A 23,600-nucleotide genomic window follows, 5' to 3' on the forward strand; every position below is an offset into this window, starting at 1 on the left:
CCACTTTGCGCTTTGTTGCCCGCATCGTCAACTGGGATGGTTGGGCCAATCCCTACCTGATTTATTCTCGATCGTAACCGCACGAATGCTACCGTGGAGATTTTACTTTGATGCGAGCAAGGGGTTCTTTGTCATCGACGAAACTGTCGAGAAAGTCGTTCCAATCGTCGGGAGTTTCTGGATGAGTTCCGCGCCATGATCGTTGCCTCGTCCCTCGACCAGACTGGATTGACTGCCAAATAATGGTGCGGGAAAGTTGCAGCCCCGCGACAAGGTTAGCGCCAAGTGTTTTTTGACGTTGCCAGGGTCGGTTCGATCAAACACGCCGGCGAAATCGTGCCGATTTCGTAACCGCTTGCCAGTTCCGTGGATTAAACCGGGGGATGTGTTTTATTCCTTTGCCGCTTGGCTTCGCCATCGGCTATGAATTTGCAATGAGAGATTCGACAGCCAGATCCGTGCCCGATACCCGCGTTGTTCCGCTTGTAGCGAAGCGCAAAGCGCTTGAGTTGCCGGCGCAAGCCGCAAAATACCCAGAGTTGCGCTACATGGGTTCCAAAAAACGCCTTTTGCCTTGGATCTACCAAGTCCTCGATGACATCGATTTCGAGAGTGCGATGGACCCATTTTCGGGTACGGGGAGTGTTGGTTATTTGATGAAGTCGATGGGCCGGCGTGTCGTAGCCTCTGACTTTCTGAATTTTTCCAGCTTGGTCGCACGCGCTACAATCGAAAACAGCAGTGTTCGGCTCGACGGTAAGAGCATAAAACGCCTAATCGATCCGGAGCCAGGTCCCCACCACTTCATAGAGCAGACTTTCCGAGACGTATTTTACACGCCAGAGGATCTCAAATTCCTAGATCGTGTGTCGGGCAATATACGCCAACTTGAAGGGCAGTACGATCAGGCTTTGGCGTTCGCCGCGTTGTTCCGCTCATGCCTGAAACGTCAACCTCGGGGCGTTTTCACCATATCTGGAAACCTCGACAGGTATGACGACGGGAGGCGCGATCTGCGCCTTTCGCTTGAAGAGCATTTCCTCGAGCAGATTGAGATTTACAACAATGCGGTCTTTGACAACGGCCGACGAAATCAGTCCTTTAGAGGAGATGTTTTCGAGCTCGCCGCGAAGAAAGTGGATCTCGTTTATCTCGATCCTCCATACGTGCCGCGGTCAGACGACAATTGTTACATAAAGCGCTATCATTTCCTTGAGGGTCTGTCTTGCTACTGGCAGGGACTTCCCATAGACGAATCCACAAAAGTTAAGAAGATAGCCAAGAAATACACGCCATTCAGCTATCGGCGGACAGCGGTTGAAGCATTTGATAGAATGTTTTCCCGTTTCAGAAAGAGCACAATAGTTTTATCATATAGCTCTAACGGATATCCGGATTTAAATGTACTTGAAGAACTTATGAAAAAGCACAAGTCTAGTGTTCGGGTATTTGAGAAACCTCATCGGTATCATTTCGGCACGCATGCTGGTGTAGAGCGGTCCTCCGTTACCGAATATCTCATTGTAGGTCGCTGATGCAGGTCGTTGAGCAAAATATCGACGATGTTGTTGCAAGTTTAAGTCCTCTATCCGTTGAGTGGATGGATGATGTTGCCGCCTCTGCAATTGCTCGACTGTCAGCATTGCCAAAAAAGACGCAGTACGATCGCCAAGACATACAAGAATTGCTCGATTCCGATTTCAGCGAGGGGCTGCTGTGCGCACGCCTCTTTCTTGCCCTCTCGAAAGACAGCATGGAGACAGAACTTCGTAGCGCCCTTGGTTCTGGAGGGATAGGTTCTACGCGTTATAAGACTGATCCAATTGCATTTTTAGCAACACTCGAAAGCCTGGGCTTGCCCGAGGCAATGTCCGCGACAATCAATTATCAGCCTGTTTGGAGCGACATTCTTGTCGAACGTCTTCGCTCTGGTCGAGGCTCTGCAATCCAAGGGCAGCGCCGTGGACGCGGCTTGGAGGATTTCGCAGAAGCCCTTGTTCGAGAAGTATTCGGAGAAGGTGGCTACGAGACGCGCTGTACGTTTACGGGTGCTGACGGAACAACCGCGAAATGTGATGTTGCTGTTCCGGATAAGAGCAGACCGAGGATCGTCATTGAGTCAAAAGCCTATGCCGCGACTGGTTCAAAAATGACCGATATCATCGGTGATCTAGACGCGATTATTGCGGCAAAACGCCACGACACCCCGCTCCTATTCTTGACCGACGGCCTTACCTGGAAAGCGCGAATGTCCGATTTGCGAAAGATCGTGCAACGTCAAAACCAAGGGAAAATTACGCGTATTTACACGACCAAAATGCGCGAGCAATTTTTGGCGGATCTACACACGCTAAAAGCAGAGCTCGGGATCATCTAAGACTTTAGCTGGAACTACATAAGATCGACGCGTGGGTGTAAGCCTCTTATAAGTTTGATGAAGGCGCTGAACGGTTTCGAACCGCTTATCCGTGCTGCCGGGTAGGCTAGGCTATTCAGCTTATTCAACAACGATCGATGCGGTCGCTTATGGTAATTGCGCATTCTTGGCGGCTACGATAGTTGTGGCTTCCTTTGATGAAGCCTCCGATTTTTAGGAGAAATGGATTTGCAAACCCCTTTGAATGCTTCAGCTAGCAACGCTGGCGCGCTGTTCTCCACGACTACTTTCGAAATACCCCAATTTCAGCGGGAGTATTCGTGGGGCCACGATGAGGTTAGCGACTTCTGGGGAGATCTACAGCACAATATTGAAGCACCGACGTACTTTCTTGGCCTGATCATCCTTACAAACCAGCCTAGTCGTGACGGCAATTCGTCTAAGGATGACGACAGCCAGAGGAAGGATGTTGTTGACGGGCAACAGCGTATTATCACCTTAAGTCTTCTAGCGATTGCAATATACCATGAGGCTATTGCGCGGGACCGCAAAGCTCTCGCTGATCGGATCCAAGCCGGATTTCTTAGATCAATTGATTACGAATCTGACGAGACTGCCGCGCGGGTACGACTGTCTGACCAATTCGATAACGCGACGTTTCAAGCTATATTAGAAACCGGTCGCGCGCCGATCGGCCTCCCAGACGACTCTGTATCGAAGAAGCTTGTTGAGTCGTATGAGTTTCTTGTTCGAAATCTGCAGAATGATCTCAGCTCAGATCCTTTTAAACGCCTTGGTCGCTGGACTGATTTCCTCACTAATAGATTGTATTTCGCGGTTTTCTTGCACCCTGACGCTACGTCAGCCTATCAAGTTTTCGAAGTTATCAATACCAGAGGTAAGGACCTAACGACCGCCGACCTACTGAAAAATTATGTACTAAGTCAAACCGCGCCGAGGCATCGACCCGCAAGATACGAGCAGTGGCAGTCCATCTCTAGGCAGTTTTCTGTCGAAGGGGCAAACAACTTTGTGCAATATATACGTCACGTTGTAACTGTTCGGAATGGGCACGTTCTCCCGAAAGATCTCTTCGGCTTCCTCGCCGGTCGCATCATTTTCTCGGGGCGCCAACCTCCGCCGCCTGAGCAACTTATGGAGATGCTAACCGATAACCTCCCACTGTATTTACAAATGATCGATCCTTCATTGGCAGGTCCGGCAGAGCCGGAGGCTCTGAGAGTGTTCTCCGCTCTGAATAGCTTGGGTGTTATTGCTGTCAGACCGATTTTGCTTGCTGCAGCAAATGTCCCCGACTCAATCACCGGAATGAAAGCGGTTCTACGGCTGGTAGTGCGGCGCATCGTGGTGGGCAACCTTGGCACCGGTAACGTTGAAAGAAGGTTCGGTGAAGCAGCACGGAACGTCTACGAACGCGGTGATTGGCAATCAATCATCCGCGATCTTAGAGATCTCAACCCAACCAGAGACGAATTTGAAGAGCAGTTGCGAAAGCGCTCATTCAACAAACAACTGCTACACTTCGTGCGAAGGTCAGTTGTCCAGCAAACGATAACGCCTAAGTCGGAAGGTTATCTACACTTCGTCTGGACCCGACAGAACTTCTTCCCTGAGATGGGCGAAGATGAAGGTTCTTTTTGGGCATCTACTATTGGCAATACTTTTCTGTCCTTATTGGAACGCCGTCCCGCCGTTGTGACCGATTGGCCCAGTCTCAAGCTGGAGATGCTGCCGACCGGCGTCGAGGGTGAATGGACAGAGCGTCTGAATGCTATCGAGGAATGGGATGCCTCCAGCGTTGAACTGTTAGGGCGTGAGTTGGCGCGCGCAGCGGGGGCGGTTTGGTACGATGAGTGAAATGAATATCCCGGCCACTGATGTGGACATCGTTTTTGCAATCCTTGAAAGAGAAACGGAAATCGATGCTATTGATGCATTAATGTCCGCAATGAGACCCGAGCCTGACAACGTTACGTTAGCCAGAACAGCGTTGGCGTTTGATGCAAACGTTTTGCTAAAGATCGGGAAATACTCCTGGAGTGACGACCTTAGCGACGCCCTTAGGGCTCAGACGCTTGGCCCGCTCATCGTACCGGGTCAGGTAATTCAGGAATTTTGGAACAATCAGTTCCAAGCGATCGATTCAAAAGCTGAGAGCGTTAAAAAGAAATTCGAACAACTTAAGACCGATGTCGACGGGGTTGATGAAACATTCGGCGGCTTTGCCGAGCGTTTCAACTCCTTGCTTGATGAATTCGCCGGTGATTTTGGATATATCTACGACGACAAGACTTCCGGGCGAATTTTTGCGTTCTTGGACGTTTTGAAAGACAAAGCGCTGGTCCCATTCGCACCCCGTGAGCGTTTTTCAAGAACTGCTAGCTCACGCAAATTGACCAAAACGCCTCCGGGATTTAAAGACCCGGGTGACGGGGACTTCTTTGTATGGGCAGACCTTTTGGTTGGCTTAAAAAGAGCACAAAGCGGCGGGGCCGATTTCGGCCGGGTCGTGATGGTAACGATGGATCAGAAAATCGACTGGAGTAGAGGTGGCACGGCGCACCCAATACTTTCAGCTGAGATCAAAGCCTTGACAGGGGCTACATTTGAAACGTGGAATTTAGAAAAGCTGAAGAGGCTGTTGTTAGACGAAGTTGCTCCTCAAGAGATTGATCCAGTGGCTTCCACCGAGATAGGAGTGGCACCCCTAGTCGCAGCTACTGCTGATTGATTAAGTTCACCATCCGAGCGACAGGATCTTCACCACCGAGGATTTGAGCGTTGCGTAGCCGAAGGATGACTTTGGAAGCTCCCTTCCAGCAGAGCATGCTTTGCTTCTCAATGAACAGCCTTTGTTGGCTATGGTTTGAGATATGACTCACGCAGTTTAGCAAAGCCATAGCTCCAGGGTCGGCTTTCATTCCCAGATGGGACGGACATAATTTCTCGCGCGTCGCGCCAGTTCAGCAACGACCAAGCACGCAGTCACAAGACCGACGAAGGGCGCGCCGACAGTTCTAGTCGCAAGCTGCACTAAGCCGCATTCGTCAACTGCACCCGCCTCCAGTAAGGGGTCGGTTCAGGCTGAGGGCGAAATGACACTCTAACAAGCGAAGTCAGCTTTTGGCCCTAAGCCGATATTGGGGACCGATAGCTGCCAGGCGGCTACGCGCCGTCACTGCGGCCATACCGACGCTCGTTGCCTTCGCCCGGAAGCAGTCATCCCGCTTCATCACTTCCCCGTTGCGCAAGATGGGGACATGATGGCGCATGCAGTGCCCTATGGCAGGGCCGTCCACCCAAGGTCGGCTTCGATCCTCCGCCTGTACGGGGTGTTGATCTGCCGGGGCGCATGGCGGATATAGCGTTCGGCCTCGTCTTTCTTTGCACCTTCGAGCCCCTGTAAGTAGGAGACGACCTGCTCAATGGTCGGGGCCACCGATTGTCCGTCGAACTGCGGGGGCAGTGCCGTCCACACGACGCCTTCCACGCCATGCGCCAAGGCCCAGCCCGGTAGGCCCGGCAGCGCCTCCGGCGCGGCTCCGCCCTGCGACCAGGTCGCCACCCAGTCGCCGTTCTTCGTCCCCTCGCGCACCATCAGCTGCCGTTTCCCGAGCGCCAAATCGTCCGTGTCCATAATGGCCCAGAACGATCGCACCTCGGGTGCTGTCGGCTCCAGCACCAGAGTTATGCGCCCGTTGTTCGACTGGCGCGTGAATTCCACCCTCAGCAGCGGCCCATCGTCAAACCACTCTCGGCGGATAGGAAGCTCGCGTGGATCCCAGATCAACGATCCCCAACCTAGGCACGCAATCGCCATTTCTCTTGCCCCTCTCAACGCTCCTGAATATGTCGCACATTCCAACCTCGCCTACCACCAAGTGGCAGCGGCGGTGCTGCTGCGAGCGGCAAAGTGTTACCCAAATACCTTTGAGCTTCGCTGATTTATTTAAGGTTGCTGTTGCACAAGATGCACTTTACCCGCTAATTACTCAGTAAAACAACGGGGGAGGGAAGCGTGGCCGTTACGGCAGCCTTTGGCTTCGATGAAAACGCTGACCTGGAGAGCAACCTCACCAAGTTCAATACGCATCTCGGGTTGCATGACGCGGCCCTGAGCGCACAGCTCACGACCTTCTACCCGGTCCTCCGCGATGAAACCTATACGTCCTCGACCGTTTGGAATGCTATGGTCCAAGCGATCCTTGATGCGGAAGCCGCCGCCGCACAGCAAACAACTGCGCCCACGCCTGCGGCAACTGGCGCAACCGCAGCTGCGGCAGTTCCGCCCGTTGCCGGTCCCACTGGCTGGTTTTTGGAAGGTCTGAGCATTGAGGGCTTCCGTGGCATAAACAATGAGGGCAAGCCGCTTGAATTGAAGTTCAAGTCCGACAAGGTCAATAGCGTCTCCGCCGTAAACGGCGTGGGCAAAACATCCGTATATGATGCCATCCGGTATGCGATATCCGGGCGGCTGCCGTGGTTGGAAGAACTCCCTCCGGGCGATCTTGACGGTGAGTACTACCTCAACCGTTTCCATCCTGCCCAGACGGCGACTATCAAGCTCTCGCTCCGCGAAATGGTGACGAACCAGCCCTGTGAAATCGAGGTCAAGCGGGATAGCTCGGGAACTCGAACGGTATCCGCATCCGGCACTTGGGATGGCAACGCCATCCTCCAGTCTCTCAATCGTGAGTTCGTGCTGCTCGACGGGCCGACCTTCCAAAATTTCATCGCGGCCAAACCCCAGGCGCGGGGCCGCACGTTCGCGGGTCTGCTGGGGCTCTCAGATTATAGCAGGATGCGCCAAGCCCTTGCGGCACTGGCAAATACGCGGGCGTTCAACAACCACTTCGGCGCGCAGGCCCATACACAAGCCCAAGCCCACGCGCAGAAAGGCATAAATGACGCAAGGGATGCCCTGAAACGCGACCACCTGATCCTGACGGGCGACGAATGGGGCACGATGCCGCTCGCCGATGGCCTTGCAAATTGTTTCTCGGCACTGGAGCAGATCGGCCCGCTGACGGCACTCTGCGCGGGCAAGACGTTCCGTGAGATTGATAGATGTGGGGAGGAACCGAGTTAAGGCTTTCGGCAGTGAGCGCTCAGTATTTTGGGTTTGCTGTCGACCTGAGATGTTCGTAGCGATGATTACCATTTAAATTGACGGCGAAGTTCTGAACCTGGCGAATGCCCGAGAAGCCCCTGACCTTCGGAAACTCACCGGCGGCTTTGACGCCGGGAAAGCGCTCGGCGAGCACCGTGAGGGCTTCCTCCAGCTCCGCCCTCGCCAGCGCTTCACCGAGACAACGATGCGCGCCTCCACCGAAAACCGGATGCCATTTCAGCTGCTCGCGGGTGATGTCGAAGCGTTCCGGCTCCGGATATAGCTTTTCATCCCTGAGGGCGGACATGGTGACCAGGGAACACGCTTTGTGAGCCGGAAGAACGTGCCCGTCGAGTTCGATATCCATCGTGGTGACGCGGGGCACCGAGCCGATTGCCGGTTCGTAGCGAAGGCATTCCAGGACCGCGTTCGGCACCAGATCGCGATTTTCGACGACGGCGTTCCACTGATCCGGATGCTGGAGGAGCAGGGAGAGCTGAATGACCATCGCGGAGCGGGTCGTGTCGCTGCCGCCGACAATCAGGGTCATGATCTGGGTGATGGCTTCCTCGGCCGTCAGCGATCCCTCTTCTTCGACGTTGGACATAAACTCGCTGACGAAATCATCCGCCTTTTCAAGGCTGCGCCTGGTCACGATCTCCCCGACATAGCGCCGAAGATCGGCCGCTGCCTGCTGCAATTCGGGCACGTCCTGCGCAAGCCAGGAGCCGCCGAGGAGCGGGCTGAAACGGTAGACGATCTCTGAAAATCTGCCCACATCGTCTTGCGGCAGGCCGAGGATCGACGCAATCACCCTTGCCGGAATAACGGTCGCGAAATCGTCGAGCATGTCCATGCAGCCGTCGGGCGTCACGGCATCGGCAATCTCGGCGATTGTCTGCCTGATATGCGGGCGCAGCGCGGCAATCATCCTGAATGCGAATGTCTTTGCCATCGGCGACCGCCGCCGCGTGTGAGCATCGCCATTCGAGGTCAGCATGCCGTTTGTCATGAAATCCCAGATCGGCCCGTCCCTGACGCCTCGCAGATTGATCAACTCTGTTTCGACCTGGCGCGTCTTGGCATCGCTGTAGAGGTTGAGAACATCATCGGCGCGCAGGACCAGATAGACGCCGGCTTCGGACCGGATGAACGGCAGTTCGCCTCGAAAGTGGCGATAAACCTCGTGTGGATTGCTGGCGAGGGTCTCCATCGAAAGCGTCGGGACGTCGCTGGCATCGGATCCACTGGATGATTTGAAACTGGTCATCGAATTCCTGCCATGTTGATATGAAAGGCTACGCTTAAAGAATAGCGCCTATTAATGCGGTGCAGTGAGGCTTAGGCTGATTGCTCTCGCCCTTCAGCCATAGGGGCTTGAAAACGGCGAACTTGCCGACTTCAGGGTGGCGCACCTCAGACGCGCCAGTCATCTTATCGTCACTATCGTGCTTAGGTGTCCGCCCATCGGTAAGACCCAAATCTTGCATTCACTCTGCGGGATACACTTAGGGTCTCGCTTTAAGCACTTACATTTCTTTACAACCGGGATCCTAAAGCTTCCTCGAAGCCAACTTAAAATCCGGGCGGTGAAGCGCGCGCTTTGCCGCATCTTCTTCTGCGTCTCGTTGTTTCAACCTCAGCCGAGAACGTGATCACAAACCCGTGATGTGACAAATGATAGTTTCATGACGGATCATGTCATTGATATTTAGGCATACTTTTTTTGAGTCGTGGCAGCATGCAAAAATTCTCGCCGTATTCTTGCCGTAATTGCTGCGACTGATAGCGAGATCCGCATTTTTGGTGATGGGCGACGATCAGACGAATCCGTCCCATGAAAGCCGCAACGTTTGTGCTTCGGCATGCCTGACGTGACGCGCGCTGCAGCAATTGGCGAACTGGTGTGATCGAGAGGTGAGGACGGGCATAAATTCAATCTTTTCGCCCGTGCTCTTTGGGCTATATCAAGTGGTTAACGCCTGACATAAGAGTCCGGTATGGGATTCCCTTTGCTGGGTTGGCATGCGAGTCTGGCGCATGCGCACAGGAATATCGTTCACCGTTTCGCCAACCGATCACCAACGCCTGATGGCCTTGACCAGGGATCGCAATGCCCCCCAAAAGCACGTCTGGCGGGCCGAGATCATCCTGCTGAGTGCCGATGGCGTCGGAACTGTCGAGATTATGCGCCAGACCGGCAAATCGAAGACCTGTGTATGGCGCTGGCAAGAGCGCTTCGCCACAGAAGGCGTCGAGGGTCTCCTGCGCGACAAGACGCGGCCGTCGCGTATTGTGCGGCTCGGACCCGATGTCGCCGAGCGTGTGGTGGCCCTGACGCTGGCTGATCCGCCAGGCGAGACGACGCACTGGACGGCCGACATGATGGCGACGGCCGCCGGCATCAGCGCCAGCGCAGTCAGGCGTATCTGGAAAGCGCATGGCCTCGCACCTCATCGGTGGCGGCAGTTCAAATTGTCCAACGACCCGAAATTCGTCGACAAGCTGCGAGACGTTGTCGGCCTCTATGTTGATCCGCCAGCCCACGCCGTCGTGTTGTCGGTCGATGAGAAAAGCCAAATCCAGGCGCTCGACCGCACCCAGCCGGGCCTGCCGATGAAGAAGGGTCGGCTCGGCACCATGACCCACGACTACAAGCGGCACGGCACAACCACGCTGTTTGCCGCCCTCAACGTGCTCGACGGCACCGTCATCGGCCGCAACATGCAGCGTCATCGTCATCAGGAGTTCATCCGCTTCCTCAACGCCATTAACGCCCAGGTGCCGGACGACAAGGCCGTCCACGTCATCCTCGACAACTATGCTGCCCACAAGCATCCCAAGGTGAGAGCCTGGCTCGACCGTCACGAGCGTTTCACCTTCCACTTCACTCCGACTTCAAGCTCATGGCTCAACGCGGTGGAGGGTTTCTTCGCCAGGCTGTCGAAGCGGCGTCTGAAACGCGGCGTTTTCCATTCCGTCGTCGATCTCCAGGCCGCCATCAACCGTTTCCTCGTTGAGCACAACAAAAAGCCAAAGCCCTTCACTTGGACCGCCGATCCCGACAAAATCATCGCCGCTGTCAAACGCGGGCACCAGGCGTTAGATTCGATCCACTAGCACAGGGCAATATGTGATAATAACTTTCAAAGCCCGTCTCCTACGCATGAGGCTTTGCGCGAGGTTAACTTTACGCAACCCTCGATACCCTACACATTGTGAGACAGGTCCCCAGCCCCGGGCGAAAATTTCGTCTGGCGCGGCAGATTGCGAAAGATATGTGCTTGGTAAGGAGCATTGCTACGCAGAGCGGTACGCGGTGCGTTATTGGTCAAGTTGCCCGGTTGAGAAGACCTACAGCTAATTACAACGCTCGGTGCGTAGTATTCTACGGCGTAGAGGATACGTTATATAGGGGACCTTAGGACGCTGACTGGTTCGTGTTTGCGTAACCCTACCCCACGCTGCATATAATGAATAGGAACCAGATGTAGGCTGTCCTAAGGGCCCTTCTATCTTTGGTAGGTGGTGATGTAAACGTTTCCGTTGTGAGGCTCCGCACAGACGCTCAACCGCAGCAAGCTGCTGTACCTCGTCCTTATGGGTCTATCGAATTTTCGTTCGGGGCACTTGCGGCGGCTGGACACTTAAACATCGGCATTGGGGGATGCAATTGCACTTGAAAACAGTACTGCGGCTTTGGCGACGTTTTCCCTGTCTCACAAGGTCGACTATCAGGTCTCGCTTGCAGGGTGGCTTGGATTTCAAACCGAAGGCAAGGGCGGCAGTCCGATCAATGATCTTAAGTCGATCAACCCGGAGATGGTCCAATGCATCTATGGCCAGGATGACAGCCACGATAATGCCTGTCCGGCTTTGCGGGGCACCGGAATAACGGTAATCAGCATGCCCAGAGGACACCATTTTGGCGGAGATTACGAAAGGCTTCCTCAACATATTATCGCAAGCATGAAAGCACGCATGAACAAGTGAACTTCCTGCAATCCGTCCAGCCTAGCCGGCCACATTAGCCGTGCGGGCATATAAATTGCACGCAATTTCTCCGCTGCCGTTGTTCAGGAAATATAAACTTTGAGGTAACGAACATGATTGCCGCCGGACACTTCGAACTCTGGAAAAATACCAGACTTGGCAAAGCCGCTGCGAACAGCCAAAGCTCTGGGGTTCATAGATAACTTCACTTTCGACCTCAATTGCAATTTGGCACGTTAAGTCCGCGCCGCCCGGCATCAAATGAAACCGCACCGTGATGGAGGCCGCATGTCCTGGCGCACATGTATTTTGTCGTTCATAGCACTTTCTGGCATTTGGTTTTCGATAACCCCTGTATTATTACCATCGACGTCTACCAGCACGACTTATGGCGATAAGGACGCCGCGCCTCCAATCTCTAACGAATTTTCTGACGCGTCTTTTTTGGCTGGTGGTACAGGCCATCACGACGAAGCAGAGACGATTAAAGTCCCGGAGAGAATTGGTTTAAAACTTGTTTATGGTCGCCAAGGTGACCACGGAAATCAAGACAGCAAAAGCAGAAAAGAAGAGACTACCGGCGAAGTTGACGATAGGCCGGGTGATGGTTCCAGCGCTGATGGAGATGGTGAGAAAGCCGGTGCGGGGGAAGCCGCTGGCAATGGGGAGCCTCCCGGTCAGGGCTGTGATTTTTCACAAGTTGAAGAACGCTGTGAAAACTCTATAACTCCAAATGACGAGTGCTGCGCCGGGGAATGACAATCAGCGTATGTTTTGTGAGCTAGAGTGGCGCGTTGCAACACTTGGCGCAGGTGTCGTGTTGGGCGATCGTCCCTGAAATTTCCAAGGTAGATTTCGCTGTCAGCAAGCTGGTTGCAACTGCATCCTGATGTTCGAGAGCAACGTTCCAACCTGAGCATCTGTCAATTTCGCGCCTTCTATGCACGTAGACGAGCCGATGCTTTCGACTGTCGCGACTTTGCGCAAGGCATTGAGACGATCCGGGCGATAAAGCCTTCAGGGCATTCCAACGGCCTTTGAACTCATCGATTTCTCCGATAGGCTCGACCAGGTCCTAACCGAGAAAGAATGATCGCTCTTTCATATCGGAATTCCATGCCCGATTTAGCTATTTCTAATTTCCATTCAACGTACACCAATTTGGAAATTCAGTGAAAGTGGAGGAAGCGGTCTGGAACACGGCTTCCAAGATGAGGTTCGACTTATCATCTACCCCGCGAAACGAGCCACTGTGAGACCGACCAACGGTGTAAGATCGGTCGCCCTGACGGAAGCACCTTCAATCTTGATTTCCTACGGCACGCAATCGTCCGAGCTTATCGATGAGGTCGAATAGCCGAAATTTCTGGCGAGCCGATATCCATTCCTTTGTTCGATCCCGCCGGAGGCGAGAGAACATTTCTCTCCGTCCCGAATCCCTATTCCACAATCGCGAAAGCGCGCGGAGGTCTAGCCCCAAGCCGTCAGGCCGCAGGCGAAGCAAGCGAGGGCTTGACGAACGCAAGTGTGCGATAAACTTGAAAAGTAACCGATGAGAATTCAGCCGATCTGTGCCTGCCTCATGCTCCTTCAAGATGCCGATGATCTGTTCGTCTGTAAAACGGTTGCGCAGAAGGAACGTGAATTTTGACATTCAGCATCGGGACATCACCACAAAGAGGGTCAAAACGCGGCCCCGGTTCGTTCACCCTTTGGTTGAGCCATATTAGAATGTTGCACCGCAGATGGAACACTTGGCGAACGCGTTGCCTGCTCGTGCGTAAGGGAAATGACTGAATTTCGGCCTCTCAAATTGAGCTATAGTATTACTCGACTTTTTCATCCTCAAAGTGTTCCAGACGGCGACCGCAAAGCCACGAGCAGCGGTCTGAGCTTGTGCTTGCGCCGATGTTTTTCGATCAGGAAATCGATCCTCTCGATCCAGTCCGCAAAGCGACCGGCAGCGTCGTAGGCGAGTGCTGCCTTTTCAAGCCATTGGGCCGCTAACACGTATTGCCCCGAGTGCCCAGCCTCCATGATGCTGCCAGCCATGCGTTCGGCGATTTCGATCACCCAGTCCGGATGAGTGGCGTGCGCGACGTCCGCAAGCCGCATCAAAACCGTGTCGGACGGATTTCCCGGCAAGGTATCAAGATCGACGGACCGTATAGCCTCCTCAATCATGTCTTCGCTGAGGTAGATCCTGGTTCTGTCCCAGGCGTGACGCGCAGCCGCGAGGCTGCTCAACAGAGCGCTACGTAATTCGATCCACTCTGGTCCAGCCAACGTCGCTGCGACTTCAAAATCCTCAAGCGACAGGCTCTCCTCAAAGGCACGCCGCGCCGCCACCATCGCCAGCTTCTTTCGTCCCACCAAACCGGCATTATCTCTCAGCCAACGGGCCAAGCTGGCCGCCCCCGCGAAACCGTCGCCCTCAGACGCCAGGCTTACGCCCCACTCGGCAAGGTCTAGCGCCGCATCACCGTGCCCGGCGTCCTTGAGCAGGCGCGCAAGCTGGAGCGTCTCCTCGTCAGAGCGGAACCATCTGCGTGCATAGTCCCCCGCTTCATTGATGCGTCCCAGCCGCACCAACATGGCCGCATACTCGCCATGGAGGCCTGCTGCATTTGCGAGGTTAAGGAACGCGTCGATCCGTCCGCTGATGTCGAGGACACGCAGCCGCGCTCGCGTCAACCGCTCGGTCGTCCAATCGCTTCGTCCCGAAGGCGGCCAGGACCGGCTTCTCCCAGCCAAGGCATCCTCAAGGCCGATCTCATCCCACCCTTGATCGAGGGCATCGACTGCAACCTGCAGGTAGTCATCCAGCCCATAGTCGTTGAGCATACCTTGCCAGGCATCGAGCCGATCCATCAGATCATCGCATTCTTCCGCAGCGAGGTCACTCATCAGCACTGCCTCGGCGATGAACTGTCCAAGCGGGGCGAAAAACTCGTGTAATGTCTCATCGAAATCCGCCTGCTCGCTCCAGGCAGGAACCAGCGCTTCCATCAACGGCACCAGGATTTTTAGAGCGTCGCCTCCCTTGCCGATGTCGAGGAGCGGCTTTGCATTGTCGATCAGCGTCGCGAAGGCCTCCTCATCGACAGCACCGACGTCATCGCCCCAGCGACGTCGGCGCGAATAACCTCCCGACAACAGCCGCTCCGCCTGCCGCATGACGACCTCCGAATTGACAGAACTTGCAAGCTTACCCTTCACGCCCGGTGTTGCGGTTTCCAGTTCTGCCTCGAGCCAGGGTTCCAGCCCAGGATCATGTCCAGCCCTCTTGACCAACAGGGCCACCAGAGCCTGTCGATCAAGGTCGCCAATCATGTCAGCAAGAGAGGGACGCTGGTGAACCGCACTAGGCGCCTCGTTATACTTGAGGAGCACCGCGACGATGTGTTTGCAGGCACCGCCCCAGTCATACGAGCAGGAGCAACGCGTAGCGGCCAAACCGCCGTCATAAAGTTCTATTGTGACGGCATAGGGTGAGAGCTCGCTACCTTCGACCTCGGCAATTATCCGCTCACCACGACGCTCCAAGCTGGAAACCGCACCGCGACGAAAATACTCTTGGCCACGCGTAAAGGATTCGACAGTCGCCAGCGCGCGCACGTCGCTCTCGTCGAATATTGCATCCTTCATGGATCGTCCTCCTTCTCAAACCGAAACCGCGGCCGCCGGCTTCCTCACCTGCGTGCTCGCTATTCACCTGTTCCTTTAAACCATCGGCCGCCCGCAGCTTTTTTCCTGCTAATTAGCCCACTCAAGTGCCTCGACATTTGGCAGGTCGCGCAGCGTCACCGTGCCAAACGCGGAAAGGAAGTCAGGGGTCGTCACATACATATACGGCGCACCGGCGTTGGACTGCGTGTCCCTGAAAAAAGGAAGCTGCCCCGCGAAGCGGTGCGATGACATCGCAGCCGCGATTTCGTGCCGGTCGAGTGCCGAGAACGCAGCGGCTGGTGCCGAATACTCGCAGCAGTAGAACCGGTTTCGACATTGATTTGAAATACCTCCCTCGGATGTGGTGGTTGAGCATGGACGGCCACAAGATAATGCGAAATGCGGCAGTGCCGCCACACATCTCTCCAGATTCGGTCAAGCAAAGGGCTCTAATCATAAATAGCATCCCTTTCTGAACAGTCGGCCGATCCTTTGATTGGCCCGATAGCCTGAAGGATCTGAAATGACCCCTGCCCGCTTCCGAGAATGCCTACGCTCAATCCGCTGGACTTCTGTCGACATCGTCAACGCTCTGCAGTGCGACCTGGCCTGGATCGAAGGACTGGAAAGCGGGGAGATACGGATCCCAGAAGACGTTGCCAGCTGGTTGGACAAGCTTGCGTGCTTTCATGCTGAAAACCAGCCACCCACCACCTGCCGAGCTGGAACTGTCTATCCCAGAATGTTGATGGACGTTGGGCGACCAAACGCTAGCCAAGGCTAGACGGTATGGCCACGCGGCATCGACATCATCCCATGAGGTGAACCGGTCTTGACTCTCAAAATATCAAGCGGGGATCGGTCACTCCCACGTTCCACTATTGTAGATCGTGCTCGCTGACCGAGCTCGCCCCCTCTTGCCGGCACCCAGCCCCGCATATTTGTCGTCGGGTTTTCGGGACAGCGGCAACAAGATGGCTTATATGTTGCCGTGGGTCTCTCAGATGCTGGGTTGGAGGCCGTCCATTCAATAAAGCCGTCGTTAGGGACGCGACAGCGGGTTGCAAAATGCAGCACTCGCGGACAATCCAAAATGGTTAGTTCCTGCCAACTTTATCGCAGCTGACGAGATGATATCTTTAGGCTTCTGGTTTGAGGACTCCAGAGTGCCGCGTGCGTTTGCACAATTTCGACCTGATTGTCTCCCAAGGCAGAATAGCCGACCGCAGCCGCAACGCCATGCGAGGCGCTCGCCTGACGGCGTCTGCTCTTGCCGAGCGATATGGATTTCTCCAAACCGTAGTCGGAACGCCGCAATCGCATGAGATCGACGGCTGGGCGCTCAGCCTTCGCCAAGCCAGCACAACGCTTGCCGCACTTAACGCGGCCGTCAGGGATACGCTGAGCGCCAATCGTGTACCGCTCCTAATTGCCAACACCTGCTCTGCCAGCCTTGCGACACTTCCAGCTGTCGCCTCCCGGCTACCGGATATCGAAATCTTATGGGTTGATGCGCATGGTGATTTCAACACGCCGTTCACAACGGACACAGGCTATCTCGGCGGCATGGTCCTCGCGGCAGCATGCGGTCTCTGGGACAGCGGGCACGGCGCAGGCGTTGCGCCGGAGAACGTCCTCATCGCCGGTATCCGGGATAGTGACGAGGAAGAAGCGGCTAACTTACGGAGCGCTGGTGTCCGCCTACTAGCGCCTTCCGAGGTCGAGCCTTGAAGCAGTCGCCGACTTCATTGGCAGCTCGAAGCTCTGGATCCATATCAATTGGGACGCTCTGGAGCCGCGCCACGTACCTGCCGCCTATGAGGTTAGCGACGGCTTGATGCCGCAACAGCTTCGGGATGTGCTGATGTGGATCCCGCACACCCAGATTGTGGGTATAGAACTTGCCGAATTTGAAGCGCCAGACAACGAGGCTGAATGTTCAGCAGCAATTATGACCCTTATGGAGATCGTTTGCCCGGTCCTAGACCGGTTTGTTTGAGCCGGTTCAGAGATGTTCCGCTGTTATGCTCCTTAACAGATCAGGAAGTGAACAGCTGGCTCAAGCCAAGATCCCGCAAAGCACGCGCGTCATTACGATCAGTCTTGTTTGGCATCGTCGACCCTATTGCGGAAGCGCTGGACTATATGGCCCGCTTTCCGCAGTCCGACGAACTGCTAGCCTCCTTGCAGAGTATGGATGGCTGATAAATTTCAATCTGCATTTGTGCGGTGGGCGAAGGCGGGTTCGATAAGGGTCAGGGTTGCCATGATCTGTCGTTCAATCGCCACCGGGTCTTCGCTCTCGGTCAGGCGCCAATAACTCCATGTCGCATTTACGAGAGTGTATATGCTGATCCCCAAGTCGAAAAGATGGTCCTCCGGCCACGATGAGCCCAGCCTTTGCAATAGTCTCACATAGTTCGAGGCAAATAGCATCGAGTGGGAGCGCGCGATGCGCAGCAGGTCCTCGTAATAGTAGGAAGCGTCAACGATCGTTCGGTCCAGTCCGATTGAAAGCTGGTAGGCCCAAGTCGCACGGATCAGTTCCGCGAGTTGGTCTTGCCAATCGTCGGGGCTAATCGCCTCCGAGCCTCGTTCCAGAAAAGCCCGCACTTGCCCGAGTTTCTCTTCGTAGATTTCAGCGATGATGGCTTCCTTGTTGGGAAAATAGTCGTAGATCGATCCGACCTTTACACCAGCACGCTCGGCCACTGCATTGGTGGTGATCGCACGTATGCCATGCGTGCGCATGACTTCGTGGGCCGCATCCATGATGGCTGCCTTGATTTTCCTCGATCGTGCCTGAACCGGCTTTCTCTTGACCGCCTGCAACTCGTCCTCAGCCATATGTGTCTCCCTTGGTGACGACACCCACCATTCTGGCCAGAAAATTGCAAGACTGAAAATATGCCTCTTGCATCGCCCTCTAATCCGAGTAATCATCCGGATTAGAGGGCGTGACACCCTCTCGCACCTTATTGGGTGTCACGGATAGAATTCCCTCTCAAAAAAGGGGAACTTCCATGCTTAGCCGCCGCCAATTTTCGTTGTTTACTGCCTTGTCCACCGGAGCGCTGATGCTTGGCGCGTCGCCCAAGACCTGGGCAGCAGTGCCTCAAGTGGCACGTTTTCGCCTCCCGATCGATCCGGAAGGCCTATATAATGTGCAAAGCATATCGCTCGTCGTCAGTAGTGTTCTCGGAAACTACCTCTTGGAAACGCTGATCTACATGGATGAAACGGGAAAGCCTCAGCCTTGGCTTGCCGAAAGCTGGCAGGCGAGCGACGACGGAAAGGTCGTCACATTCAAGCTGAAGGGCGGCAAGACTTTTCACGACGGCACGCCCTTCGATGCGCAGGCCGTGAAGTTTCTCTTCGACACCATCCTGGACCCTGCAAACGCGTCACCCAGCAACGGCATCATCGGGCCGCTCTCGAAAGTCGAGACGCCAGACAGCATGACGGTTGTCTTCACCTTCGCAAAGCCATTTGCGCCGTTCATAAACTTGCTCGGCCAATCTTTTTTCGGCTTCAATTCACCGGCCGCGGTCAAGGCAGCAGGCGCTGCCTATGCGCGCCATCCGGTCGGCACGGGGCCCTTCATGTTCGATACCTGGCGCCCTGGCTCCAGTATCGAACTTGTCAGAAACCCCAATTTCAAGCAGTTCCGCCCGGATGCAGCGAACCAGGGATTGCCCCATTTGGACCGGGTAATCCTGAACGTCATGCCGGAAGAAGGCGTTGTCAGCTCCGCATTGCAGACGGAAGAGCTGGACGCGGCTCTTCTGACAGCCGATGCCACAAAGCCTTTTGCCAGCGATCCGCTTTACAAAGTCATCAGCGACCAGAACGCCAAGAACCTGATGTTCATGGAATTCAACTACAAGAAGCAGCCATTTGGTGATCGGGCATTCCGCGAAGCGCTGAGTTACGCCATCGACCGGGAATCGGTTCTGGCAGCAGCCTTCGGCGGCAATGGCAAGATTGCGCTTGGGCCCCTTTCGCGCGGCATTCCGGGCTACGACGATGCCGTTGCGCAGGCCCATGGAACGCCTTACAATGCTGAAAAAGCAAAACAATTGCTGGACGCGGCCGGTTGGGTTCTGTCGGGATCTACCCGCTCAAAGGCTGGCATGCCGGCCAAATTCACCATCCGCAGTTATGCCTCGAGCAATACAGAGAGTGCCCTTGCCGTCATTCAAGCCAATCTGGCCGATGTCGGGATCGCCGTGGAAGTCAGCACGGCGGATTGGGGCACGTTCTATCCGGGTCTCCTGAAGCCTGACTGGGATATGGATCTCAACCGTTGGACGTGGTCGGACCCCAGCGTGTTGTCGCAGCTGTTCCGTTCGCCCGGGCATCGCCAGTTGCTACCGGCCAATGCCGCGATCGACCAGGCACTGGACGGGGCCGATACCGCGCTTGATCCCGTCAAGCGCCTGCAGTTTGTGAGCGATGCCCAGAAAGCCCTCCTCGAGGACAGGCTGATCCTGCCGATTCTGACCGACTGGCCGATTACCGTCGTGCGGACTGCCCTGGAGGGGTACCGCGTGGACTACCTCGGCAATCTTTATGCTGCCGATCTGAAAATGGTCGGTTGACCTCGGATGCTCCAGTATATTGTGCGACGGCTGCTACTGCTCGTCCCCGTGATCGCCGGTATCCTCATGATCACGTTCCTGATGAAGGCGCTGATCCCGACGGATGCAGTGACAGCCATGTATTCCGGGCAGCTTTCGGAGAAGGATGCCGCCGAGGCCATCGCCGTGATGCGTGCAAAATATCATCTGGACCTTCCCTGGTACCAGCAATTCTATGTCTACGTACGGGATCTCCTGGGAGGCAATCTCGGGGAATCCATCCGGTTGCGCAAGCCGGTGATCGACGAGATCGGCTATCGCTATGTCAACACGATCATCCTTACCGGCGCGTCGCTGGCGATCGCGCTGGTGGTGGGTTTGACGGCGGGCGTTCTGGCCGCCGTCAAACGTAATAGCTGGCTGGATGTCACGGCGACCACGGTCGGCCTGTTCGGGATCTCGATGCCGGCCTTCTTTTTCGGCCTTCTGCTCATCCTGTTCTTCTCGGTCTGGCTTCGCTGGCTGCCGGTCGTGCCGCGCGGCCCGATGGCGCTGCTCCTGCCGGCGCTGGCGCTTGGCCTGATAGAAGCGGCTCCGCTGTCGCAGGTCGCCCGTACCAGCATGATCGATGTGTTGGGCCGTGACTATATACAGGCCGCACGAGCCCGCGGGGCTAGTGAGATGGGGCTGATCTTCCGTCACGCGCTTCCCAACGCGCTGATCGTGGTTCTGACACTGGTCGGGCTGCAGATCGGAAATCTGCTCGGCGGCGCCTTCATCATCGAAACCATCTTCGGTTGGCATGGCATCGGCGAACTAGCCGTCAACGCAATCCAATGGCGCGATTTCACCCTGACGCAGGCCGTCATCCTCGTCAGTGCCGCCACCTATCTCGTCATAAACCTAGCGGCCGACATTCTCTATGCCTGGCTGGATCCCCGCGTGGAGTTGACGTCATGAGCCTTGTTGCCGTCGATGAGCCGATGTTCGTTGCGACCCCGCGATGGCGCCAATTTTGCTGCAAGCTGGTGCGCAACCGCTCGGCGATGATCGGTGGAGGGATTGTTTTGCTGCTGTTGCTTACCGCTGTTCTCGCACCCCTGGTCGCGCCGTTTGATCCGCTGAAGGTTAATCCGATCCAGCGGCTGAAACCACCGAGCGTGCATAACTGGATGGGCACAGACGAGGTAGGCCGTGACCTGTTCAGCCGGATCCTGTTCGGCACACGCTACTTCGTGCTGATCTGTGTCGTCACCGCTTCGATCTCCGCCTCCATCGGAACGCTGCTGGGGCTTGTGGCAGGTGCAGGCTCCAGCCTGACGGACAGTATCATCATGCGCTTTATCGATGTCCTGCTCGCTTTCCCGTACATCCTCATGGTGCTGGTCGTCGTTGCCGTTCTGGGGCCGAGCCTCTGGACCGGCATGGTATCGATCGGCATTGCGGGCATTCCCGGCTATGCGCGGCTGGTACGCAGCGCAGTGCTCACCGTCCGACGTGAAGACTACGTGGTCAGCGCCCGCGCGCTCGGCGCCGGCGAAGCCGACATTCTGTTCGGCACTGTGCTTCCCAATGTGCTGTCTCCGCTCATCGTCTACCTGTCTTTTTCCATGCCGCTTGCAGCGCTTCTCACGTCCTCACTGTCATTCGTCGGCCTCGGTACCCAGCCGCCTGCACCCGAGTGGGGCGCCATGCTGGTCAATTCGCGCACCTACCTTTTTTCCGCCTGGTGGGCGGTCGCGGCGCCGGGAATGGCCCTGTTCGTGTCGATCTTTGGCCTGAATATTCTGGGCAACGGTTTGCGTGACGTGCTGGATCCGAGGAGCTGACAGGATGAGCGCGATCTTTCTTCCACCACCCCTGCTCGCGATCCGAGACCTGCGGACGGAATTCCGCACTGGTCGCGGTACTGTTGCCGCCGTCCAAGGAGTCGATTTGACTATAGCGCCGGGAGAGATCGTCGGCCTTGTGGGCGAATCCGGCTCAGGTAAGTCCGTGCTGGCCCAGTCGATCATGCGGCTTGTCCAGTCGCCCGGCATCATCACCGGCGGCGATATACGCTTCGACGGCCGAGATGTCATGCAGATGTCGCGCAAGGATCTGTCCCGGTGGCGCGGGCGCGATGTCGGCATGATCTTCCAGCAGCCGCACAGCTGCCTGAACCCAGTGCGCCGCGTCGGCTGGCAGGTGGCGGAACCGTTTCTACTCCAGGAAAAGATCAGCCGAAGGGCGGCCTGGTCGGCAGCGATCGATCTGCTGCGCTCCGTCGGTATCCCGGCGCCGGCGGAAAAGGCAATGGCCTATCCGCACCAGCTGTCCGGCGGGCAGGCGCAGCGGGTCATGATTGCCATCGCGCTGGCGCTGAAACCCCGGCTGCTCATTGCCGACGAACCAACCACGGCCCTCGACGTCACCATTCAAGCCCAGATCCTCGACCTTCTGCGCGACAGCTGCCGCATGCTCGGTACATCGCTGCTGCTCGTCACCCATGATCTCGGGGTCGTCGCCCGGCTTGCTGACCGTGTCGCGGTCATGTACGCCGGCCGCATTGTCGAGGAAGGGCCGGTCCTGCCAATGTTGACCGCTGCTGGCCATCCCTATGCGAGCGGTCTGATCGATGCCGCGCCACGGCTCGGACAGATCGGCCGGCTGAGGGATATTCCAGGCGGCATACCCGATCTCAGTCGCCCGATTTCGGGCTGTGCATTTGCGCCACGCTGTGAAAGGCGGCTGGAACTCGCGCTCACGCGCTGTCTTAGCGAGGCGCCACCTTCGGCTCAGCTGGACGCTGCGCATCATGCCCGATGCTGGGCGCCACGGACGACGTTAAATCACGTCGATCCTCTCCATGGCCTGGAGACCAGACCATGAATGTCCCACCGCTTCTCAAGGTCGATGGTCTGGAGGTGCGCTACCCCGTGCGCAAGGGGCCATTCGGCCGGGTGGTCAGCCACATCCATGCGGTCGATAAGGTCAGCCTCACGCTCGACCGCGGCGAGACGCTGGGTTTGGTGGGCGAGTCCGGGTGTGGCAAGAGCACGCTTGGCCGGGCACTCATAGCGCTTCAGACACCCACGGCCGGCACGGTGCTGTTTCGTAATCAGGATCTGTTCGCGCTGACACCGGGTGAACTGAAACAACAGCGCCGTTTTGCCCAGATCGTCTTCCAGAACCCGCGCTCCTGCTTCGATCCGCGCCGCACTGTCGGCGCGTCGGTGCGCATGGCGCTCGACGTCCAGCAATTGCTTGACCCTGCGGACCGTGACGCAGCTGTGGCGGACATGTTCGCGAAGGTCGGCCTTCGCCCGGAACACCGGTCGCGCTACCCGCACGAGCTCTCGGGCGGTCAGCTCCAGCGCATCGGGATTGCACGGGCGCTGATCCTGCAGCCCCACCTGATCGTCTGCGACGAGCCAGTCTCGGCGCTCGATGTTTCCGTACAGGCGCAGATACTCAACCTGCTGCGTGACCTCAAGACCGAACTCGATCTCGCCCTGCTGTTCGTCTCCCACAATCTTGCGGTTGTCGAATACATCGCCGACCGCGTCGCCGTCATGTACTACGGCCGGATCGTCGAGACAGCGCGAACCCGGGACCTGTTCAGTAATCCGCAGCACCCCTATACCCGCGCACTGCTTTCCGCCGTGCCTTCACCCGATATTTCCCGCCGCGACGAGCCCATGCCGAAGCTCGGTGATCCGCCCGATCCGGCGCAATTGCCGAGTGGCTGCCGTTTCCGCACCCGGTGTCCGCTCGCCTTCGAGACATGCGCCGCGATCGATCCGGAAGACATCGAGGTGAGCTCCGGCCATTCGGTTGCGTGTCATGCCGTGGTGCACCGATGAACGAT

General features: G+C 56.4%; 20 protein-coding genes. 15 read left to right on the forward strand and 5 right to left on the reverse strand.

All coding sequences use genetic code 11. The features are described from left to right. The 5 genes from EQW76_RS29475 to EQW76_RS25005 all read left to right on the forward strand — a co-directional run. On the forward strand, positions 1-199 hold a 199-nt coding region (locus EQW76_RS29475; protein ID WP_203452801.1), incomplete at its 5' end, for a hypothetical protein. A 184-nt stretch (positions 200-383) separates the two neighbouring features. Continuing rightward, positions 384-1,535, forward strand: a complete 1,152-nt coding sequence (locus EQW76_RS24990) for a DNA adenine methylase (protein ID WP_244615594.1) — start codon at positions 384-386, stop codon at positions 1,533-1,535. After that, positions 1,535-2,377 carry a DpnII family type II restriction endonuclease gene (locus EQW76_RS24995; RefSeq protein WP_142832524.1) on the forward strand — a complete coding sequence of 281 codons (843 nt, stop codon included), beginning with the start codon at positions 1,535-1,537 and terminating at the stop codon, positions 2,375-2,377. The genes EQW76_RS24990 and EQW76_RS24995 overlap by 1 nt, the downstream gene beginning before the upstream one ends. Positions 2,378-2,599: 222 nt before the next feature. Beyond that, positions 2,600-4,255, forward strand: coding sequence for a DUF262 domain-containing protein (locus tag EQW76_RS25000; RefSeq protein WP_142832523.1), 1,656 nt, complete (start codon positions 2,600-2,602; stop codon positions 4,253-4,255). After that, entirely contained in the window at positions 4,248-5,129 is an 882-nt protein-coding gene (locus EQW76_RS25005; protein ID WP_143123333.1) for a PIN-like domain-containing protein, read from the forward strand. Before EQW76_RS25000 ends, EQW76_RS25005 begins: the two co-directional genes overlap by 8 nt. A 549-nt stretch (positions 5,130-5,678) precedes the next feature. On the opposite strand, the gene EQW76_RS25010 is transcribed toward EQW76_RS25005, so the two are convergent. After that, positions 5,679-6,236 (reverse strand): hypothetical protein, encoded by a 558-nt coding sequence (locus tag EQW76_RS25010; RefSeq protein WP_143123334.1) that lies wholly within the window; start codon positions 6,234-6,236, stop codon positions 5,679-5,681. Positions 6,237-6,416: 180 nt separating this feature from the next. On the opposite strand from EQW76_RS25010, the gene EQW76_RS25015 reads away from it, so the two are divergent. Beyond that, positions 6,417-7,487, forward strand: coding sequence for an ATP-binding protein (locus tag EQW76_RS25015; protein WP_143123335.1), 1,071 nt, complete (start codon positions 6,417-6,419; stop codon positions 7,485-7,487). A gap of 19 nt (positions 7,488-7,506) precedes the next feature. Here EQW76_RS25015 and EQW76_RS25020 read toward each other — a convergent pair whose 3' ends face one another. Next, entirely contained in the window at positions 7,507-8,778 is a 1,272-nt protein-coding gene (locus EQW76_RS25020) for a cytochrome P450 (protein ID WP_142832518.1), read from the reverse strand. Positions 8,779-9,548: 770 nt separating this feature from the next. Between EQW76_RS25020 and EQW76_RS25025 the strand changes: the two genes are divergently transcribed. The 3 genes from EQW76_RS25025 to EQW76_RS25035 all read left to right on the forward strand — a co-directional run bounded on the left by EQW76_RS25025 (position 9,549) and on the right by EQW76_RS25035 (position 12,260). Then, complete coding sequence (locus tag EQW76_RS25025) at positions 9,549-10,628, forward strand: IS630 family transposase (RefSeq protein WP_111223089.1); 1,080 nt, start codon at positions 9,549-9,551, stop codon at positions 10,626-10,628. Positions 10,629-11,168: 540 nt separating this feature from the next. Then, the gene (locus EQW76_RS25030) at positions 11,169-11,501 is read left to right on the forward strand and encodes an AcvB/VirJ family lysyl-phosphatidylglycerol hydrolase (protein WP_142831984.1); all 333 of its coding nucleotides are present in this window, start codon (positions 11,169-11,171) and stop codon (positions 11,499-11,501) included. A gap of 288 nt (positions 11,502-11,789) precedes the next feature. Beyond that, complete coding sequence (locus tag EQW76_RS25035) at positions 11,790-12,260, forward strand: hypothetical protein (protein ID WP_142831986.1); 471 nt, start codon at positions 11,790-11,792, stop codon at positions 12,258-12,260. Positions 12,261-13,346: 1,086 nt separating this feature from the next. Here EQW76_RS25035 and EQW76_RS25050 read toward each other — a convergent pair. Both EQW76_RS25050 and EQW76_RS29265 read right to left on the reverse strand, forming a co-directional pair. Then, on the reverse strand, positions 13,347-15,119 hold the full coding sequence (locus tag EQW76_RS25050) for an SWIM zinc finger family protein (RefSeq protein ID WP_161991118.1): 1,773 nt from the start codon (positions 15,117-15,119) through the stop codon (positions 13,347-13,349). Between the two features lie 138 nt (positions 15,120-15,257). Next, the gene (locus tag EQW76_RS29265) at positions 15,258-15,587 is read right to left on the reverse strand and encodes a hypothetical protein (RefSeq protein WP_162556543.1); all 330 of its coding nucleotides are present in this window, start codon (positions 15,585-15,587) and stop codon (positions 15,258-15,260) included. A 756-nt stretch (positions 15,588-16,343) separates the two neighbouring features. Between EQW76_RS29265 and EQW76_RS29580 the strand changes: the two genes are divergently transcribed. Next, positions 16,344-16,901 (forward strand): arginase family protein, encoded by a 558-nt coding sequence (locus EQW76_RS29580; RefSeq protein ID WP_210245258.1) that lies wholly within the window; start codon positions 16,344-16,346, stop codon positions 16,899-16,901. Positions 16,902-17,381: 480 nt separating this feature from the next. Here the strand turns inward: EQW76_RS29580 and EQW76_RS25065 are convergent, their stop codons facing one another. After that, complete coding sequence (locus EQW76_RS25065) at positions 17,382-18,017, reverse strand: TetR/AcrR family transcriptional regulator (protein ID WP_142831993.1); 636 nt, start codon at positions 18,015-18,017, stop codon at positions 17,382-17,384. Between the two features lie 176 nt (positions 18,018-18,193). On the opposite strand from EQW76_RS25065, the gene EQW76_RS25070 reads away from it, so the two are divergent. The 5 genes from EQW76_RS25070 to EQW76_RS25090 are packed head-to-tail and all read left to right on the forward strand — an operon-like array spanning position 18,194 to position 23,595. After that, positions 18,194-19,771, forward strand: coding sequence for an ABC transporter substrate-binding protein (locus EQW76_RS25070; protein WP_142831995.1), 1,578 nt, complete (start codon positions 18,194-18,196; stop codon positions 19,769-19,771). A 6-nt stretch (positions 19,772-19,777) separates the two neighbouring features. Next, positions 19,778-20,710, forward strand: a complete 933-nt coding sequence (locus EQW76_RS25075) for an ABC transporter permease (protein ID WP_142831997.1) — start codon at positions 19,778-19,780, stop codon at positions 20,708-20,710. Further along, entirely contained in the window at positions 20,707-21,579 is an 873-nt protein-coding gene (locus EQW76_RS25080; protein WP_202617213.1) for an ABC transporter permease, read from the forward strand. The genes EQW76_RS25075 and EQW76_RS25080 overlap by 4 nt, the downstream gene beginning before the upstream one ends. 4 nt (positions 21,580-21,583) lie before the next feature. After that, complete coding sequence (locus EQW76_RS25085) at positions 21,584-22,621, forward strand: ABC transporter ATP-binding protein (RefSeq protein ID WP_142831999.1); 1,038 nt, start codon at positions 21,584-21,586, stop codon at positions 22,619-22,621. Continuing rightward, a complete protein-coding gene (locus EQW76_RS25090; RefSeq protein WP_143123336.1) occupies positions 22,618-23,595 on the forward strand; it encodes an ABC transporter ATP-binding protein in 978 nt (325 codons plus the stop codon). The genes EQW76_RS25085 and EQW76_RS25090 overlap by 4 nt, the downstream gene beginning before the upstream one ends. Positions 23,596-23,600 lie beyond the last annotated feature (5 nt).

Origin of the sequence: Rhizobium sp. rho-13.1 (assembly GCF_007000305.1) — a bacterium.
Classification (GTDB): Bacteria; Pseudomonadota; Alphaproteobacteria; order Rhizobiales; family Rhizobiaceae; genus Rhizobium; species Rhizobium rhododendri.

What these genes read in the sequence shown, in the direction of transcription:
- EQW76_RS25085 (WP_142831999.1), top strand. Translation starts at nt 21,584, where the DNA reads ATGAGCGCGATCTTTCTTCCACCACCCCTGCTCGCGATCCGAGACCTG.
- EQW76_RS25065 (WP_142831993.1), bottom strand. Translation starts at nt 18,017, where the DNA reads ATGGCTGAGGACGAGTTGCAGGCGGTCAAGAGAAAGCCGGTTCAGGCA.
- EQW76_RS25020 (WP_142832518.1), bottom strand. Translation starts at nt 8,778, where the DNA reads ATGACCAGTTTCAAATCATCCAGTGGATCCGATGCCAGCGACGTCCCG.
- EQW76_RS24990 (WP_244615594.1), top strand. Translation starts at nt 384, where the DNA reads ATGTGTTTTATTCCTTTGCCGCTTGGCTTCGCCATCGGCTATGAATTT.
- EQW76_RS25070 (WP_142831995.1), top strand. Translation starts at nt 18,194, where the DNA reads ATGCTTAGCCGCCGCCAATTTTCGTTGTTTACTGCCTTGTCCACCGGA.
- EQW76_RS25080 (WP_202617213.1), top strand. Translation starts at nt 20,707, where the DNA reads ATGAGCCTTGTTGCCGTCGATGAGCCGATGTTCGTTGCGACCCCGCGA.
- EQW76_RS25000 (WP_142832523.1), top strand. Translation starts at nt 2,600, where the DNA reads ATGGATTTGCAAACCCCTTTGAATGCTTCAGCTAGCAACGCTGGCGCG.
- EQW76_RS25005 (WP_143123333.1), top strand. Translation starts at nt 4,248, where the DNA reads ATGAGTGAAATGAATATCCCGGCCACTGATGTGGACATCGTTTTTGCA.
- EQW76_RS25090 (WP_143123336.1), top strand. Translation starts at nt 22,618, where the DNA reads ATGAATGTCCCACCGCTTCTCAAGGTCGATGGTCTGGAGGTGCGCTAC.
- EQW76_RS24995 (WP_142832524.1), top strand. Translation starts at nt 1,535, where the DNA reads ATGCAGGTCGTTGAGCAAAATATCGACGATGTTGTTGCAAGTTTAAGT.
- EQW76_RS25035 (WP_142831986.1), top strand. Translation starts at nt 11,790, where the DNA reads ATGTCCTGGCGCACATGTATTTTGTCGTTCATAGCACTTTCTGGCATT.
- EQW76_RS25075 (WP_142831997.1), top strand. Translation starts at nt 19,778, where the DNA reads ATGCTCCAGTATATTGTGCGACGGCTGCTACTGCTCGTCCCCGTGATC.
- EQW76_RS25025 (WP_111223089.1), top strand. Translation starts at nt 9,549, where the DNA reads ATGCGCACAGGAATATCGTTCACCGTTTCGCCAACCGATCACCAACGC.